General features: G+C 48.1%; 15 protein-coding genes. 1 reads left to right on the top strand and 14 read right to left on the bottom strand.

Annotated features, from left to right (window positions below; all coding sequences use genetic code 11):
• Position 1: 1 nt before the first annotated feature.
• The 7 genes from SB752_RS06665 to SB752_RS06635 form a co-directional block, all read right to left on the bottom strand.
• The gene (locus SB752_RS06665; RefSeq protein ID WP_410714905.1) at positions 2-367 is read right to left on the bottom strand and encodes a DUF4180 domain-containing protein; all 366 of its coding nucleotides are present in this window, start codon (positions 365-367) and stop codon (positions 2-4) included.
• A 28-nt stretch (positions 368-395) separates the two neighbouring features.
• Entirely contained in the window at positions 396-1,049 is a 654-nt protein-coding gene (locus SB752_RS06660) for a TetR/AcrR family transcriptional regulator (protein ID WP_410714904.1), read from the bottom strand.
• Positions 1,050-1,189: 140 nt separating this feature from the next.
• Positions 1,190-2,242, bottom strand: coding sequence for an NAD(P)/FAD-dependent oxidoreductase (locus SB752_RS06655; protein WP_410714903.1), 1,053 nt, complete (start codon positions 2,240-2,242; stop codon positions 1,190-1,192).
• A gap of 45 nt (positions 2,243-2,287) precedes the next feature.
• On the bottom strand, positions 2,288-3,283 hold the full coding sequence (locus SB752_RS06650; RefSeq protein WP_410714902.1) for an ABC transporter substrate-binding protein: 996 nt from the start codon (positions 3,281-3,283) through the stop codon (positions 2,288-2,290).
• A gap of 88 nt (positions 3,284-3,371) precedes the next feature.
• Positions 3,372-4,679 carry an NtaA/DmoA family FMN-dependent monooxygenase gene (locus SB752_RS06645; RefSeq protein WP_410714901.1) on the bottom strand — a complete coding sequence of 436 codons (1,308 nt, stop codon included), beginning with the start codon at positions 4,677-4,679 and terminating at the stop codon, positions 3,372-3,374.
• A gap of 194 nt (positions 4,680-4,873) precedes the next feature.
• Positions 4,874-5,701, bottom strand: a complete 828-nt coding sequence (locus SB752_RS06640; RefSeq protein ID WP_410714900.1) for an AraC family transcriptional regulator — start codon at positions 5,699-5,701, stop codon at positions 4,874-4,876.
• Positions 5,702-5,927: 226 nt separating this feature from the next.
• Positions 5,928-6,650, bottom strand: a complete 723-nt coding sequence (locus tag SB752_RS06635) for a DUF7832 domain-containing protein (protein WP_410714899.1) — start codon at positions 6,648-6,650, stop codon at positions 5,928-5,930.
• Between the two features lie 222 nt (positions 6,651-6,872).
• Here SB752_RS06635 and SB752_RS06630 point away from each other — a divergent pair, with 222 nt between their 5' ends.
• The gene (locus tag SB752_RS06630; RefSeq protein WP_103107181.1) at positions 6,873-7,403 is read left to right on the top strand and encodes an ECF transporter S component; all 531 of its coding nucleotides are present in this window, start codon (positions 6,873-6,875) and stop codon (positions 7,401-7,403) included.
• 121 nt (positions 7,404-7,524) lie between these two features.
• Here SB752_RS06630 and SB752_RS06625 read toward each other — a convergent pair whose 3' ends face one another.
• The 7 genes from SB752_RS06625 to SB752_RS06595 all read right to left on the bottom strand — a co-directional run bounded on the left by SB752_RS06625 (position 7,525) and on the right by SB752_RS06595 (position 15,911).
• Complete coding sequence (locus tag SB752_RS06625) at positions 7,525-7,839, bottom strand: type II toxin-antitoxin system RelE/ParE family toxin (RefSeq protein ID WP_410714898.1); 315 nt, start codon at positions 7,837-7,839, stop codon at positions 7,525-7,527.
• Complete coding sequence (locus SB752_RS06620) at positions 7,836-8,099, bottom strand: type II toxin-antitoxin system Phd/YefM family antitoxin (protein ID WP_410714897.1); 264 nt, start codon at positions 8,097-8,099, stop codon at positions 7,836-7,838. Before SB752_RS06620 ends, SB752_RS06625 begins: the two co-directional genes overlap by 4 nt.
• Positions 8,100-8,332: 233 nt before the next feature.
• Positions 8,333-9,571 carry a diaminopropionate ammonia-lyase gene (gene dpaL, locus SB752_RS06615; protein WP_410714896.1) on the bottom strand — a complete coding sequence of 413 codons (1,239 nt, stop codon included), beginning with the start codon at positions 9,569-9,571 and terminating at the stop codon, positions 8,333-8,335.
• An 86-nt stretch (positions 9,572-9,657) separates the two neighbouring features.
• Complete coding sequence (locus SB752_RS06610; protein WP_410714895.1) at positions 9,658-11,055, bottom strand: sodium:solute symporter family protein; 1,398 nt, start codon at positions 11,053-11,055, stop codon at positions 9,658-9,660.
• A gap of 38 nt (positions 11,056-11,093) precedes the next feature.
• Positions 11,094-12,710: an N-acyl-D-amino-acid deacylase family protein gene (locus SB752_RS06605; protein WP_410714894.1), complete on the bottom strand. Its 1,617-nt coding sequence runs from the start codon at positions 12,708-12,710 to the stop codon at positions 11,094-11,096.
• 23 nt (positions 12,711-12,733) lie between these two features.
• Complete coding sequence (locus tag SB752_RS06600; RefSeq protein WP_410714893.1) at positions 12,734-13,912, bottom strand: YgeY family selenium metabolism-linked hydrolase; 1,179 nt, start codon at positions 13,910-13,912, stop codon at positions 12,734-12,736.
• 199 nt (positions 13,913-14,111) lie between these two features.
• Positions 14,112-15,911: a sigma-54-dependent Fis family transcriptional regulator gene (locus SB752_RS06595; protein ID WP_410714892.1), complete on the bottom strand. Its 1,800-nt coding sequence runs from the start codon at positions 15,909-15,911 to the stop codon at positions 14,112-14,114.
• Positions 15,912-15,998 lie beyond the last annotated feature (87 nt).

The raw sequence follows: 15,998 nt of genomic DNA, 5'->3' as shown, positions 1-15,998 counted from the left end.
TCTATACCGCGCTCAGCTTATCTATCGCCTGTTGTTCTGTCGGCAAGAAAAAGATATCTTTTCCTTTGTTAGATTCGTAGATGAAGTCTCTTAAGCTTTTACTCGTGTACACGGAAAAATCTCCAATGATCGCTATCTTCACATGGTAGTTGATGAACTTTTGCAGGATTTCTCCGGCAAGGCGTGTTTTCAAATCGAAAAAGCTTTCGGTAATCAAGGATTTGTCTAAAATAATTCGATCGCAGCCTGTTTCATAATGCACGGTTGCTAAAAGATCCAGTGCAGATTGAACATCACTAATAACGATCTCGGTACTGCTCACGATTGCAATGCTTTCCCCAGCTGTGTCTACCTTTTTGAACTCCATTTTCTCACTCCCATTCTTCTCGCTACACTCAACCTTTGATGAACCTGTTGACATACTCCTCACAAATCACTCGATTATCCTCGCCATTTACGGGTGCGATGTTTGCCACTCGAAAAAAACTCAGACCGATTACCATTGCGAGCAATCCGTATGCAGCGTTTGACGAATCCTCTACTGACATTTGGCCTGTTCTGCTGCCGTAATCAAATATTTTAGCGATGCCCTGAAGATCCGCCATATAGCTCCTGGATGCCACTTCCTGTAAATTGCTATCCAGCGCGGCTCTCGAAAAGAACTGTACAAAAAGCCTTCCTTGATCTTCATAGGGGATAAACATATTCTCAATACCATCCAGCTGTGAAACGTTGATCTTCTTATCGCTATCATCGCTTTTGGCCGGCAATATTTGCTTCAAAACAACGTCCATCATTTCTCTGGCCGTCATCGTGTTTGTAATCTCTGCTCCTATCTTTTGACCATAGTAGGCGAGGAACGATTTGAAAGCTTCGATCGTCAAGTTATCCTTGTTTTTAAAGTAATAAGTGACTACTCCTTTGGAGCAGCCCGCATACTCAGCAACTTTATCCAGCGTCATGCCATCCATTCCGTGAGCACTGATACAGGTCAACGTAGCGTTGATAACCTCTGCTCGGCGCACTGGTTCCATTCCCAGTTTGGGCATACTTTCACCTTGTTCTCGTTTTATTTATACTGTACAGTCGGAATAAATAAAGTGTACCTAAGCAGAGCTCGTTTTGTCAAATAGATGGAACCAAAAAAACGGCATCTCTGCCGCTTCTTTGGTTTGTTATCGGTCTTGCTTCATTTCGTATACAAGCTCTTCATCAGCTCGCGATTTTTTTGTTTAAACAAGTCGTTGTGTGAGGATACCATCCCGTACGCATTGGCATCGGGCGCTACGTATTGCTTCGCTTTGTTCACCGCATTCGCCGCATCCTGAAACGCACCCGCAATCAGATGGAGCTTGCCTTCGTGATGCAGGATATCGCCAGCTGCATAAATTCCTGGTACCGATGTTTCACTCATCGGAGAGCCTGCGATCCAGTAGTCATCCTTTAATTCAATCCGAATGTCGCTGTTTGCCAGCAATTCTTTATCGCGCTCATAGCCGTAGCTGATGATCACCTCATCTACAGCCAGCTCAAACAAGCTATCGTCCTCCACTCGTTTCAGCACGACCGTTTCAATGCTCTCATGATTTGCCGCTGCGACGAGCTTTTCAATCGATGTGTTCAGCAAGCACTCGACAGAGCTGTTCCCCAGACGAGAAATTTCGGCTTCATGGCCTTTCAGGGTATCCTTCCGATAGATCAAATACACTTGCTTCGCTATCGGTGCCAGTTCATTCGCCCAGTCAATCGCAGCATTGCCTCCACCTGAGATCAATACCGTTTTGTCTTTAAAGCGTACGAGCGATTTGACGGTGTAATGCAAATTCGTCACCTCGAATCGTTCCGCACCCTCGATATCCAGCTTAATCGGTTTCAGGATTCCTCCCCCAACCGCCAGAATCACGGTCTTGGAGTAATGCTTCTGGTTCGAGTCTGTAAGTATCACGAAGTGGCCTTCCTTATCTTTTGAAATGGACGTGACCTTTTCCCCCAGTACAACCTCAGGCTGAAATGTCAAAGCTTGAGCGGTCATTTGCTCAATCAACTGCGACGCTGGAACAGGTGTTAAGCCCCCTACATCCCAGATCATCTTCTCTGGATATACATGCACCTTGCCACCAAGATATGGCTGAAACTCAATAATTTTTGTTTTCATTTCTCGCAAACCGCTATAAAAAGCAGAAAATAATCCTGCTGGCCCTCCGCCGATAATCGTTACTTCAAACAGTTCTTTTTCTTGCATCTTACAATCGCCTCACTTGTTCGTTGGATTGATTACTCATTTTGCCTACTGATTCAGGTGCTTCTGCACACTTTCCAAAAACTTGATTCGACTATATGCTGGACCGCCTTCCATGAGCGGATCAACGACGTTGACATAGACGTGATTCTGTTTGAAAGCATTCAGATTTTGGATAACCGGATTCTTTTTGAGTTCATTGTAGGCTGTTTGCGCCTCCTGGGTTTCACTCGTTGAGAATTGCACAAATAAATAGTCCGGGTTCATTTCTGCCAGCTTCTCGATCGAGATCGCTTCTTGTGTTTTCGCGATGCTGACCGGCCCTGGAACCTCCAAACCGATCTCGTCGTATAAGACGGGGTTAAAGTATACATCCCGCGGGTAAACGTACACTTGTGAGCCGCGAATCCGCACAGCAGCCACTGTTTTACCTTGGAGCTTTTCTTTTAACGAAGCTTTCACTGCTTTTGTATCTGTTTGATATTGAGAGAGAATCTTTTCTGCCTCTGCTTGCTTTCCTGTTAATTCAGCCATGAGCTTCAGGTTCGATTCCCAGTTTGTCGCAATGTGTGAAATCAAGATTGTCGGAGCGATTTTTTCCATTTTCTCTACTGCTTCTTTTGGGAACTTGGTTGAACCCAAAATAACATCTGGACTTAGCTCCAAAATTTTCTCAAGGCTCGGTTGCGTTTTTTCCCCAATGGATTCCGACTTGCCTGTTACCGGAGCGAACATCTCTGGAAACTTCCCGCCGATCGTGATCGCTCCAGTTGGATGAACATCCAGTACAAGCGCATCTTCCATCGCTTCCATCGCACCCGCGATCACAATTTTTTCTACTTTTTGTGGAACGGTATACTGTTTACCGAGATATTCAATCGTTCTTGTTTCGCTCGTCCCTGCATTGTCCGCTTTTGGTTGTGCCGTTTCCTGGTTATTGCTCGCGGTTGAACCAGCTTCATTCTGTTTGCCGCCACCTCCACACGCAGCCAAAGCAAGCGTGAATAATCCAATTAAGCAAGCTAGCATAAGTTTTTTAGGCATATTTCTCTTGAACTCCTTTTCCCTGATCCATCTCGATTTTATGACACGCAGGTGGCTCATTTTTGTCTCTCCTGCTGCGACGACTGACCTAGATCGCCCCTAGATGCTCACGTAAGGTGGCACCCGTATATTCCCTTCTAAACAAGCCTTTTTCCACCAATTGTGGCAGCAGCTTATCATAAAAAATATCCATGGATTTCTCTGAGCCGCCAGGAAGCGCGATAAAGCCGTCGATTGCTCCTGCCTCATAGCGCTCGATAATATCGCCTAACACGTCTTCAACCGTCCCCACCGAAACCCAGTGAGCAGATCCGACAACCTCTGGTCTTGCCAATACCTCATCCAAGGTCGGCTGGTACTTGACGATATGTCGGCGCAGCAATTCGGCATGGGTGCGGCTGCGGACTGGTAGATTCGGATCGGGAAGCATCTCCGCCGTAATTGGCTGATCGAGAGCCAAGCTGCTGGCATCAAGACCAAGTACGGATTTGAGCGATGCAAGCCTGCGATCCAGCCCTAAATGTGCATGTGCTGTCTTATGTAATTCAAGCGCTTCCTCGCGAGTCTCTCCCAGGAAAAAATACAATCCAGGCAAAACCTTGATGCTGTCAGGATCACGCCCATGTTCCTCTGCTCTTCTTCGCAGATCACTTCGCAGCTCCACGCCCGATTCCAAATCTGGCATCGCGGCAAAAATAGCATCCGCTACGGAAGCGGCAAAATTCCGTCCCGTATCCGACGCGCCTGCTTGAAAGAAAGGAATGTCGCCTGAAGGATGGGAAGGCAGAGTAAGCGGTCCCTTGACATGGAAAAACTCGCCCGAGTGATGGATGGCGGAAACCTTATCCCGGTCCGTAAACATCCCGGACTGGCGGTCAATGACAATCGCTTCATTCGGAAAGCTGTTCCAGAGGCTCTGTACGACCATCGTAAATTCCGCCGCTTTCGCATATCTTTCTTGCGGGGAAGGCATCGGTCCATCACCGAAATTTTCGGCCCCTTCAATAGAGGTTACGATATTCCAGCCAGCACGTCCGTTACTAATCCAATGCAAGGTTTGAAGCTGTCTGGCAACGACATAGGGAGGGTTAAACGTTGTTGAAATGGTCGTAACCAGCCCGATCCGCTCCGTCTCGCGGGCAATCGCTGTGAACATCAATGTCGGGTCAGGGCTGCCAAAGCTGGCAACTTCTCCTATCATCTGAGGACTTACATACAGGTAATCCGCTCTGAAAAGAAAATCGAGCTTTGCCCTCTCTGCCTTTTTGGCCAAGTCGATGTAGTAGTCAATCGAATCCATTTTCTCTACATCGCTATCCTGGCGGCGCCAGTCCTCCCCCTTCATCCAGGTGGCTGACAGCGAAAATCCAATGCACAGTTGTCTAATTCCAGTCATACATACCCTACCTTTCCTAGACACTGCTCCCGGATCGGCAATGATCGGTCGAATTGCCCCCCATTTTGCTTGCCTATCCATGAGCATACTAGAAATGATTATCATTATCAATAAAAAGTGTAGCAAGGGATGCCACAAATGGAAATACACAAATCTCGAATGCCATATGCATCATTATCTAATTTTGTCCTCGTCTATAAAGAACGATCTACCCGGTTTGCATAAGCGGAGGGGGATACACCAAACTTCCTTTTGAATATTCTGCTGAAATAAAGGGCGTTGGGATACCCTACGCTTACTGCTACATCACTGACCGGATAATTACCTGCTCTCAGTAATTCCCGCGCTCTTTCCATGCGATAATGGATGACATAATCAATCGGGCGGAACCCCGTGTATTTGTGAAAGAAGTAGGAGAAGCTCTTGGTCGTCATGCCGTGCTGCTCGGCTAAATCGTCGAGCGTAAATGGGTGCATATAATGCCCGTGAATGTAGGCTACAGCTTCCTCAATCACCCTTTTGCTTGGCGAATGATCATTCTCCCGATGGCTGCACCCGATGATAACCTGATGCAGGATGCGGAAAAACAATTCCTTCATGCGCAGCTTCCCGATCCAGTCCCGCGGATGCGCATTCTGCTGAAGCATGGTCAAAAGTGACAGCAATCTCGGATTCGCACCCGGCTCCAGCTTGAAATGAGCATCGGATTCCCGACCACTATTTTCATGGGCAGGCTTGTCCCATTTATAAAAAAGGGCAAAGTATTCATACTCTGATTCACTAATCACGTGCGCCTCCATCAGCATATCTGGAGCCGCATGAAAAACCGATCCTGGCTGCAATTCGTAGGCCGTTCCATTCACATGCATTCTTGCTTCCCCACGAATGATAAAAAGAAATCCATACCTTTCCGTCTTACATTCACGCAGCGTACTTTTAGGCTGGATGACTAAACGATAGACGTCTTCAATTTCAAAGGAACCGTTCGCATAATTCTCCGCTAGTCTATCCAAATCGATCATGGTATTGCACCTGCTCCCTACCAACTATGAGATGGCTTTTTTACAGTAGTATTTTACCATGAGACCTACATAATGGCTTACATCCGGGTATACGCCAAAAAAGCCCAAGCAATTTCACCTGGACTTAACTTTTCTATGGCTATGCCTGGAAGCGTTCATCGATGAAATCTTGTGTGATATTCACGGCGCTCCTCCTTTTCGGTACCAGAACCTATTATCAGCCATATTAACTGCTGGCAGCGCCTGAATCCTTGCGACGCTTCCAATCCTGGTAACGCTCCTTGATAACTGGCTCGATGATCTGATAATTTTCGATTGAATCTTCCACATGGTATATCGTCGGCAAGCCCGCAGCCAGTACGTTTGTGAAATCATCAGCCGTATACACATCGTTTTGGATATTCAGGTATTCGCGAGCAAATTCATCTGCTTCATCTGACAATTCCTTCGAGCTGAGCACGCCATCCCAGTTTTTACGATAAAATTCGGCCCCGGTCATTTCATATTGTTTGACCAGCTCGATTTCTGCTCTATCTTCTTTGCAGCTTCGTTTGCTGACCAGATCGTTTTTAATCACCCACGTAATGAACATACCTGTTGGGACAAAGGCTTGCATGGTATCCAGCTCTTGTGGAAAGTCGCCTTCGTAGTGCCATTTTGCTTTGTCAAACACATAGGTTTCTTTTTCCTGAATCTGAAACAATACGTCTCTCGGCTCTTCGGTGAAGCCTTTGCTTTTCAGCTCATCAGCCAGCTCCGTCAAACGATCGAGTGCTTCCTGTTTCGTTGGATATGGCTCGTATATCGGATTCATCGTCTTTTTGTCGGCATATAGCCTGCCTTTGATGATGTTAACGATGCATACCTCTTTTGTCACCGTAATGACCAAATGCCGATAATCCTTAAAAGTCTTTCTCTGCTTGGTCAATACCGTCTCTATCTTGTCCACGCTGTCACCTCGTCACACTTTTTAGGAATACTGTCCATAGTAGGAAGCTACTTGCTTTCAAGCTTAATTATAGGTCTCACTACCGAAAAGGACAGGGGTCTTTTTACCTGCTTTCATGGGTGATTTGGAAACATCTTACTCTCGTAAATAAATAGTAGAATGCGTATTTATTAAGTACCTGTTTCCGAGTATGATAATAGAAAAAAAGAAAGAGGCTTGCATATGGATTCGACATTCTCATCGAGAAAAACATCGAGAACAAAAACCATCGTCATCAATGCACTTTTTATCGCTTTTACCCTCGCAGCCACCATGTTCATCAACATCAGGCTGCCTATCATGGGAAATGGAGGTCTCATCCACCTGGGTAACGTGCCTCTTTTTATCGCAGCCTTTGTTTATGGCAGAAAAACGGGAGCCATCGCAGGAGCTTTTGGAATGGCACTCTTCGACCTTCTCTCAGGGTGGACAGCATGGGCACCTTTTACGTTTGTCATCGTAGGTGCCATGGGTTATGTAGCTGGTCTTATCGCGGAAAAGATGCCTGGAAAAAGCGTACTCGCTTACTCTTTGGCAATTGTAGTTGCACTTATTATTAAAATCGTTGGCTATTATTTTGTCGAAGTTATTCTCTACAGCAACTGGATTCAGCCATTCGGCTCCATTCCAGGAAACTTTCTTCAGGTCGTAGTGGCGGGGATCATTGTATTGCCGCTTGCAGGGCGGTTGAAGAAAATTGTTGGGCAGTTGTAGGGCGGTTGAAGAAAATTGTTGGGCAGTTGTAGGGCCCTGTTCTTTAGATAAAAATGAAAAAACCGCTCAGGGGACAATTCGTTCTCCTGGGCGATTTTTTTTGCTACGTATACCCCCAAAATTACAGCAAGTGATTCCACGCCCGTTTCCCATATAAAATCCTAACAATCGTAACTAAACTGTTGTTCTCAGAAACCGTGTAAAAAACAATATATTTTTCCACAACAAGCTTCCAAACTTTTTGATTGGCTAGTCGCTCATCACCGACAATTGCATATCGAAATGGTAATTGCTCCAGCTCTCCAATAACTTCCGCCAGCTTTACCATCAGATTTTTAGCCACTGACGGCTCTTTTAATTCATGTGCAGTATAGTCAGCAATTCCACGTAAATCTGCCTCTGCTGGTTCAGTAATCACGATGCTGTACTTCTTCACTCTGAGAGTCCCTTCTGAATTCCATTTATGACTTCATGAAAGGACTTTACCTTATTTTCTTTAGCTGCATCAATGCCTTCATCAAGAAGCTTGTAAAGCTCAAATTTATCTATGAGTCTTTCATATGTTTCAATACTCATTACCGCCAAATCACCTTTGCCATTTTTTGTGATGTAAACAGGCTCAGAATATTTGTGGCAAAAATCAGAAATTTGGTTGTAGTTATTTCTCAAGTCCGAACTAGGTCTAATCGTAGGCATAAAAATCGCCTCCCTGAATGATATATCGTTATTTTATCATAATAACGATATATCATTCAAATTCTGGCAAAGAACTGTGCCGCTCGCTCATTATGGGACACACACTCATTTCCTGTGGGATCCCACAAGCACAAGCCCCTTACAACTTGCGTTCAAATTGCTTCAACAGTGCCACATAAGACTTCTTTTCCAGCGGAGAAAACTAGACCACCGAGCCGTTTTTGATCAGCAAATCAAACATGCAAACACCCTTCCTGCTTATAGCGAGTATACGCTCCATCCCAAACGACTCGGCGATAGCCCTGCGGGTCTGTATCGCCCTCAGTGTTGATCAGCAAGACCTGTGAGGAATGATCCAGTCCCAGCGCTTCCCTGATTCCAGACAGCTGCTCGTCTTCCATAATTGCCCGGAGCAACCCGGCAGTCACTGCTCCAGACTCCCCGGACACCACTCGCGCATCATCCCCAAGCGGGTTGCCGAGAAGCCGCATCCCGTCTGCCGCTACATAATCCGGGCAGGAAATAAACATATCGCTGTACTTCCAAAGAATCTCCCACGCCATCGGGTTGGGCTCACCGCATGCGAGGCCTGCCATAATCGTGTCCATCTCTCCTGTGACAACACGCAGCTTGCCATCACCTGCCAGTGCGGAGCGGTAGAGGCAATCGGCTTTGTTCGGCTCCACGACGATGACTTTTGGTGCGGCTTCTCCGCCAAATTTGGCCGTTAAAAATGCCTGGACAGCTCCCGCATACGCGCCTACCCCGCCTTGCACAAATACATGGGTTGGCTTTTCGATTCCTTGTGCGTTCAGTTGCTCCAAGCTTTCCGCCACCAGCGTGGTGTAGCCTTGCATAATCCAGGTAGGCACTTCCACATACCCTTCCCAAGCCGTGTCCTGCACGACTACCCAACCGTAGCGATTGGCCTGCTGCAAGGTATAACGTACGGCATCGTCGTAATTAAACTCCGTAATACTGCATTCTGCTCCTGCTGAACGGATGTTTTCCAGACGAATTTGCGAGGAGCCTTTTGGCATGTAGATAACCGATTTTTGGCCGAGCCGTCTTGCCGTCCACGCTACTCCTCTGCCGTGGTTGCCATCTGTTGCCGAAGCGAAGGTCAGCTCGCCCAATTGCGCCCTCACTTCCTGGCTTATTAATCGGTCATACGGTAATTGTTCAATCGGTACCCCCAATCTTTTTGCAATGTAGCTGCCGATCGCGTAAGAACCGCCAAGCACTTTAAAAGCATTTAAACCAAATCGGTACGATTCGTCCTTTACATGAACACCGCCTACACCCAGGGTTCTGGATAGATGAGCAAGATGACGAAGCGGCGTCGGCTCGTATTCCAGAAAGCTTTGATGAAATCGCCTTACTCTCTCCACTTCCTTTTCCGCAAACAGCGCAAGCGATGGCAACGACTCTCGCTTTGACTGGGTATTGGTCACCCACAGTACTTTTTCCATAACCATATCTCTCCCTTGCGTATTTTCTCTAACACAAGCACTTTGTTTGGAAGCTTTCATTTATCTCGCCTACTGGCTTTCGCTTGTCAATTCATCGGTCTGTCCAAGGGCTGGTCAAATTTCCCTCTGATCCGATCAATCCAGGTCACGAGCAAGAAGGTTACTAAACTGACAACGGAGCCTGCGATGACCGCCATGATCCCGAATGGCTCATTCGCCAACTGCCAGCAGAAGCCTGTAAGCGTTCCCAAAACAATCGACCAAATCCCGGCGTTTTTGGAAACCCTCTCGTATATCAGACCAATGATGTAAGCGGCAAAAGGTCCGGTAGAACGCACAGTAAAGGCAAAGACTAACAGTGGAATAATCTGTTGGCTAAACAGCGAGATCATGATCGCCAGCACACCGGAAACGAGAACAATTTGCTTGGATATTTTCAATTCTTGCTGATCAGTGATCTGTTTATTGATAAATTTCTGGTGAATATCCTTGACGTATACAGTAGCAGCCCCCAGCATGTCTCCCGATGCACTGGACAATGTTGCCGAGATCACTCCGGAAAGCAACAGCCCAGCCACGACAGGTGGCAGCAGCTCGACTGAGACAGTTGCTAGCGCGTTGTTCGCCTGAATTTCTGGAAAGGTAGCCAGGGCAATCAGACCGAGCACTGCGGGAATAAACGCGTACAGGGACATCAGCACACCGCACAGCAGCGAGCCAATGACAGCCGTTTTTTCATTTTTCGCAGAATAATAGCGCTGAACCGCTTCCTGACCGGTAGAAAAGGTCATGAAGTACAAAATAATCAAACCGATAATCGTGGACCAACCTACCTTTGTAAACCCGAGCTGCTCAGGAGGCAGGTTTGCGAGTACCGTGTCATAACCTCCGGCTGCTGACAGGGCAAAGGGAACCGCTATGGCAAAGCCAAAGACGATGAGGAAAAACTGGACAAAATCGGTTAAGGTGACGCTCCACATTCCACCAAGCCAGGTGTACAGCATGACCGTAGCCCCGGAGATCAGAATCGAGCCTGTCATGCTAAAGCCCGTTAACACGTTGATGATTGTCGCGGTTGCCGTAATCTGCACCGCCGTTAATGCTACCAGCGAAACAATTGATAAAAAGCTGGTAATCACGTAGCTGCCAGTGCCGTATTTGCGTCCGATAATTTCCGGGACTGTTGTCGCCATTGCTCTGCGCATGTACGGCGCGATAAACGAGACCAGGATGATCCCGATTCCAGCCGAAACAACATACCAACCTGCGGATAAGCCCCATTCGCCATACGCTTTGGACGCTACCCCGACAGAGCTGCCGCCGCCAATCTCGGTCGCAGCCAACGTACCTGCCACCATGATCGGCCCCAAACGCCGACCCGCCAAATGATAATCCGTGCTATCCTTCACTTTTGTTTTGGAATAAACGCCAATTCCCAGCATGATGAGCATGTACACAATGATAATGGCCCAGATCGTTCCCATAGCTACCCTCCTTTTTTATCAGCATGCAGATCTTACAACTAGTTTCTCTGCTGGCTTTCTTTGCGATAGCGGCGGCGCAACACTAGCCCTGCTGGCACATGCCTCTCTTCCCCGTTCGCCAGCACAATCTGGCCATTGACCACTACATGCGAAATGCCTTCTGGAAACTGGCGCGACTGATCATAGGTCGCTTTGTCAATCACACGTTGTTCATTGAAAATCACCAGATCAGCTTTCAAGCCTTCACGGACAATCCCTCTGTCAGAGAGTCCCAAAATACGTGCTGGATGAGAGGTCGCTTTGCGAATCGCCTCTACTACTGTCAGCGCCTGTTCGTCGCGCGCATATTTTCCTAGAATGCGTGGAAAAGAACCATAAGCGCGGGGATGGGGTTCTCCGCCTAGCAATCCGTCTGAGCCAAAGCTCCCCACCGGATGCGCCATAATCCGACTGACGACACCATCATCCATGACAAAATCAATCATTCCTACCGCGTTTTTCTCTTCCAAAATCAAGCGCAACGCCGTATCTGCGGGATCTGCGTCACCGCGCACGTGGGCAATCTCTCCCAGATGCTTGCCGACAACATCCTGATTCTTTTCGGAAGCGACTGAGGTAATGAAAATTCCCTCAGGTCCAGCCCAGTCATACATACTGTCCCAGCCGTGAATACCTTCTTTCATGTCTCGTTTCATCTGCGATTGCTTGAGCGGATCAGCCAGCCTGGTTAACATTTCATTTGTACCACCCGCATGCGCCCACGGAGGCAAAATTGCACTAAGCATGGTGCTTCCTGCTGTATAAGGATACTGGTCAAACGTGATCTCGACACCAGCTGCCCGGCTGTCATCCAAGAGCTGCAGCACATCATCTGTTTTGTGCCAATTTTTCTTGCCGCAAATCTTGAAATGGGAAAAATGCAGGTGGAGTCCGGTCCGCTGCGCAATATCAATCAGCTCCTGCATCGAGGAAATGATATCGTCGCCCTCGCTGCGCTGGTGTACGACGAACGGCGCTCCATACTCTGCCGCCACTTGACATAGCGCTTCGATTTCAGTTAGCTCGGCATAGCAGCAAGGCGGATAAATCAGCCCGCTGGACAACCCGCTCGCTCCCTGTTCCAAAGCAACTCGCAGCAGCCTCTGCATCTCGGCAATTTCCTCAGCCGTAGCCGCTCGGCCTTCCAGTCCCATCACCTGCATGCGCAGATTTCCGTGTGGGACGAGATAGGACAGGTTGTAGCATGGCTTTGCTTTCTCGATTTTTTCCAAGTAGCTATCGACATCGGTCCAGTCCCACTCAATCTCTGGTGTGCCATCCAGCCCGGCGAGGTTTTTCTGCCAAGCGTCGATATATTGAGGAGCCAATGGCGCTGCGGAGATGCCATCCTGCCCAAGCAAATCAGTCGTGATGCCCTGACGAATCTTGGCCGACAGATACGGCTGCGCCAAAATAAACAGATCAGAATGAGTATGCATATCGATGAAACCAGGACAAACGATTTGTCCGCCGGCATCGATTTCTTCTGTAGCCTTTTGTCCTGTCAGATTGCCAATACTCGCGATGGTGGAGCCGACAATGCCAATATCGGCTTGATACCATGGGCTTCCTGTTCCATCTATGACGCGACCATTTCGTATAATCAGATCAAACATCGTATCCCCTCCAGTATCTAATACTACAAGCGGTTGGAACGGCTCAATGCCCACGCCAGCTCAGTGTAGCCATCTGCCACTTTGTACAGCTGGTCAAGCTCGATGTATTCATCCACAATATGGGCCAAATGCTCGTGGGACGGTCCATAGCCAATCGTCGGAACGTTGGCGATTCCTGCACTGTAGCTGCCATTGGTGCAAAAGCTGTAGACGGATAGATCCGCTTCCTGCCCGATTGCTTGCAAAGCCGCCACCGATTGCTGCACCAGCTCATGCTCACGATCCAGAAGCCAGCCTGGGAAAAAGCGTTTGCCGCCAAGCGATTCGCCTGTGTAGCATGGGTGAGATGCTTCTGTCAGCTGAACTTGGTATTGACCGTCCGCAGGCAAAATCGCTTCATACTGTCCCAAAACAGCGGACTCTGTCTCCCCAACCAGCAAGCGGCGGTCAATCGTAATCGTGCAAAGATCAGGGACGACAGACGCTCCAGGAAACGGAGAGGAAACAATGTCCGTAACCACGGAAATGCCTTTGCCCATCTGCACATGTACCGGGGCTTCCAGCTGAGTCAGGCGACTGATTAGTCTGTTCATTTCGTAGATAGCGTTGATCCCTACATCTGGATTCGCCGAGTGTGCCGATTTGCCAAATGCCGAGATGCCAATTTCCGCGCGCCCCCTCTGGCCGATGCATACTTTCAGACTGGTCGCCTCCATAATCACGACCCGATCAGGCTGAACCTGCTCCATGACTTTACCCAGTGCTACTCCTTCAAAAAGCTCTTCGTACACCGTGCCCGACACATAAATATCTCCAGCAGGGCGGATTCCCGTTTGCTTGATCTGGCGGGCAATTTGTCCGACAGCAACAACAGCAGCGCAAACAGCTCCCTTCATATCGCTTGAGCCCCGTCCGTACAGCTTTCCGTCTGCGACAGTAGCGCCAAATGGATCAAACGTCCACTTTTCCGGGCTGTTGACTGGTACCGTATCGATATGACCATCGAACAAGACAGACGGCCCCGTGCCCGCTCCACTCACTTTGCCAATTACACTGCCATACTGGTCAATCCACACCTCGTCATATCCCATCTCCTGCATTTTGTCCCGCAACAAGTACGCTACCTGTTGTTCTTCGCCCGACAAGCTTTTGATGCGAATCGCTTCCTGGGTAAGCTCCAATAACTCATCTCGATTAACCATGTTTGTCTCTCCTTTCTACACCCTTACTCTTTTGCAAGTAAAATGCCAACGTGACTTATTAACAGAAAAACATCAAGAATACTCTAAATTATCAGACTTATAAACAGATGACTGTGGACAACTTTTCGCCAGTTAATCTCAAAATGAGACGGTACTCTTAAAAAAAGGGGAGATTCGAGTCTCAAAAGTTGACGCCATCTCATATTGAGACGGTCTCAACTTTGATCCCGTACTCCTTAATTTTTCGAAACAGCGTTGCCCGGCTAATCCCCAATAGCTCTGCCGCCCTCTCCTTACTCTCCTGCTTACTGGCTGCCAGGCGAAGTGCCTCGACAATGGCCTGTCTCTCCAACAGCTTCAGATTTAATTGTCGCTGTCTCCTTTTTTCAGCTCCAGGGTACTCACCAGAAGGTAAAAAGAGCTGGATTCGCTGTGGCAAGCGTTCATGAGTGATGAACGACGAGCGTTCCATATTTACCGCATATTCGATCGCATTTGCCAGTTCCCGGACATTCCCTGGCCATTCATACGCCAGCAAAGCATTTTGGGCGCTCAGCGTAAAGCCTTGAATCGGTTTTTTCAAACGGTTGACGTATAGCTGTAGGTAGTAATCAGCAATGGTCATGATGTCTTCCCGTCTGGCCCGAAGTGGAGCGATGGAGAGAGGAATCACATTCAACCGATAATACAAATCCTCGCGAAACAAGCCTGCTTGTACCCGTTCCTCCAAATTTCGATGTGTGGCTGCAATGACACGAATATCGATCGGCTTTGGACTGTCTACGCTGCCAATTCGCTCTACCTGCTTCTCCTGCAAAACCCGCAAGATTTTTACCTGCAGATGAACTGGCATGTCTCCGATTTCGTCCAAAAATAGCGTGCCTTTATCAGCAGCCTCCAGCTTCCCGATCTTCCCGCCCTTTTTCGCTCCGGTAAACGCCCCCTCCTCGTAGCCGAACAATTCGCTTTCCAATAAATGCTCTGGTATCGCTCCACAGTTAATCGAGACAAAATCATGCTTGCTGCGTGGACTACTCCTGTGGATCGCTTGGGCAAACAGCTCTTTTCCGGTCCCGCTTTCGCCGCGAATGAGCACAGTTGAGTCGCTTGCCGCGATATTTCGCGCTGTCTCCTTCATCGCCGTGATCACTGGACTATTGCCCAAGATCAGAGCAAAGGGATCTGCTTCCGCCCTCGCCTGAAACTGCTTCGCAAGTGTCACCATCCGATTCAAATCATGGATGCTCACTACTTGTCCGGTCACACTCCCATTCACCTCAAGCGGTGTCGTCGAAACAACAAACTCCCGAGGCTCGTTATTGAGCATTACCGTTACCTCTGTTGGCTCTATTTGCTCAGGGGATATTTGCAAAAATTTTCTGAATGGTTTAAGCACAGCTTCGCTAATGGTATCTGCTGCTTCTTCTCTCACCTGCATCAAATCTCTGGCTACTTTGTTCAGGTGGAAAATTTCCCCTTTGTCATTTACAGCAATCACCCCCTGGTCGAGGTAGTTCATCACCGTCGTTAATGTTTTCAACGTCCGCTGCTGCTCCAGATAAATCTCGTTTTCCTTTACTTTTGCAGCGATCAGCTCGGCCATTTTTTTCAAAAAGTTAATCGTAGCATCCACATTTTCAAACAAACGCTGACGTTGAATCGTATCAAAGGCAAGCAGCCCAATCACACCAATCCCTTTGCCATCCACCTGAATCGGGCAGCAAATCTCGCCCGTTTCATTGCAATTGCCAGCATGTATGCACGGCTTGCAAATTTCATGAAAGCCCGGATTGGTAATAATCAAAGGCTCTCCGGTCCTAAGCGCCGACTGGTATACATGATCCTCCCCAGCCATCGTCCGCAAAACCCCTATTTGGGATTTCCCTGTTCCTGCGACCCGCATTAATTTTGCGTCGGCTATTTCTACCTCTACCTTCAGCACGGCAGCTACCGCTTCGGCAATCTGTTGGACCGTAAATTGTACGGAACGCAGCGGCATGTTTTGATCATCCTTTCTCTTTTTGGTGGTTGCGAATTCATTTGCTAAAGCCCTAAAGGATAACCTGCAAAGGCTATTTGGTTGTAA

The organism is Brevibacillus sp. SIMBA_040 (assembly GCF_046535075.1).
In the GTDB taxonomy this organism is placed as follows: Bacteria; Bacillota; Bacilli; order Brevibacillales; family Brevibacillaceae; genus Brevibacillus.
The sequence above is the reverse complement of the archived record's forward strand: the minus strand, read 5'-3'. Positions and strand labels throughout refer to the sequence as shown.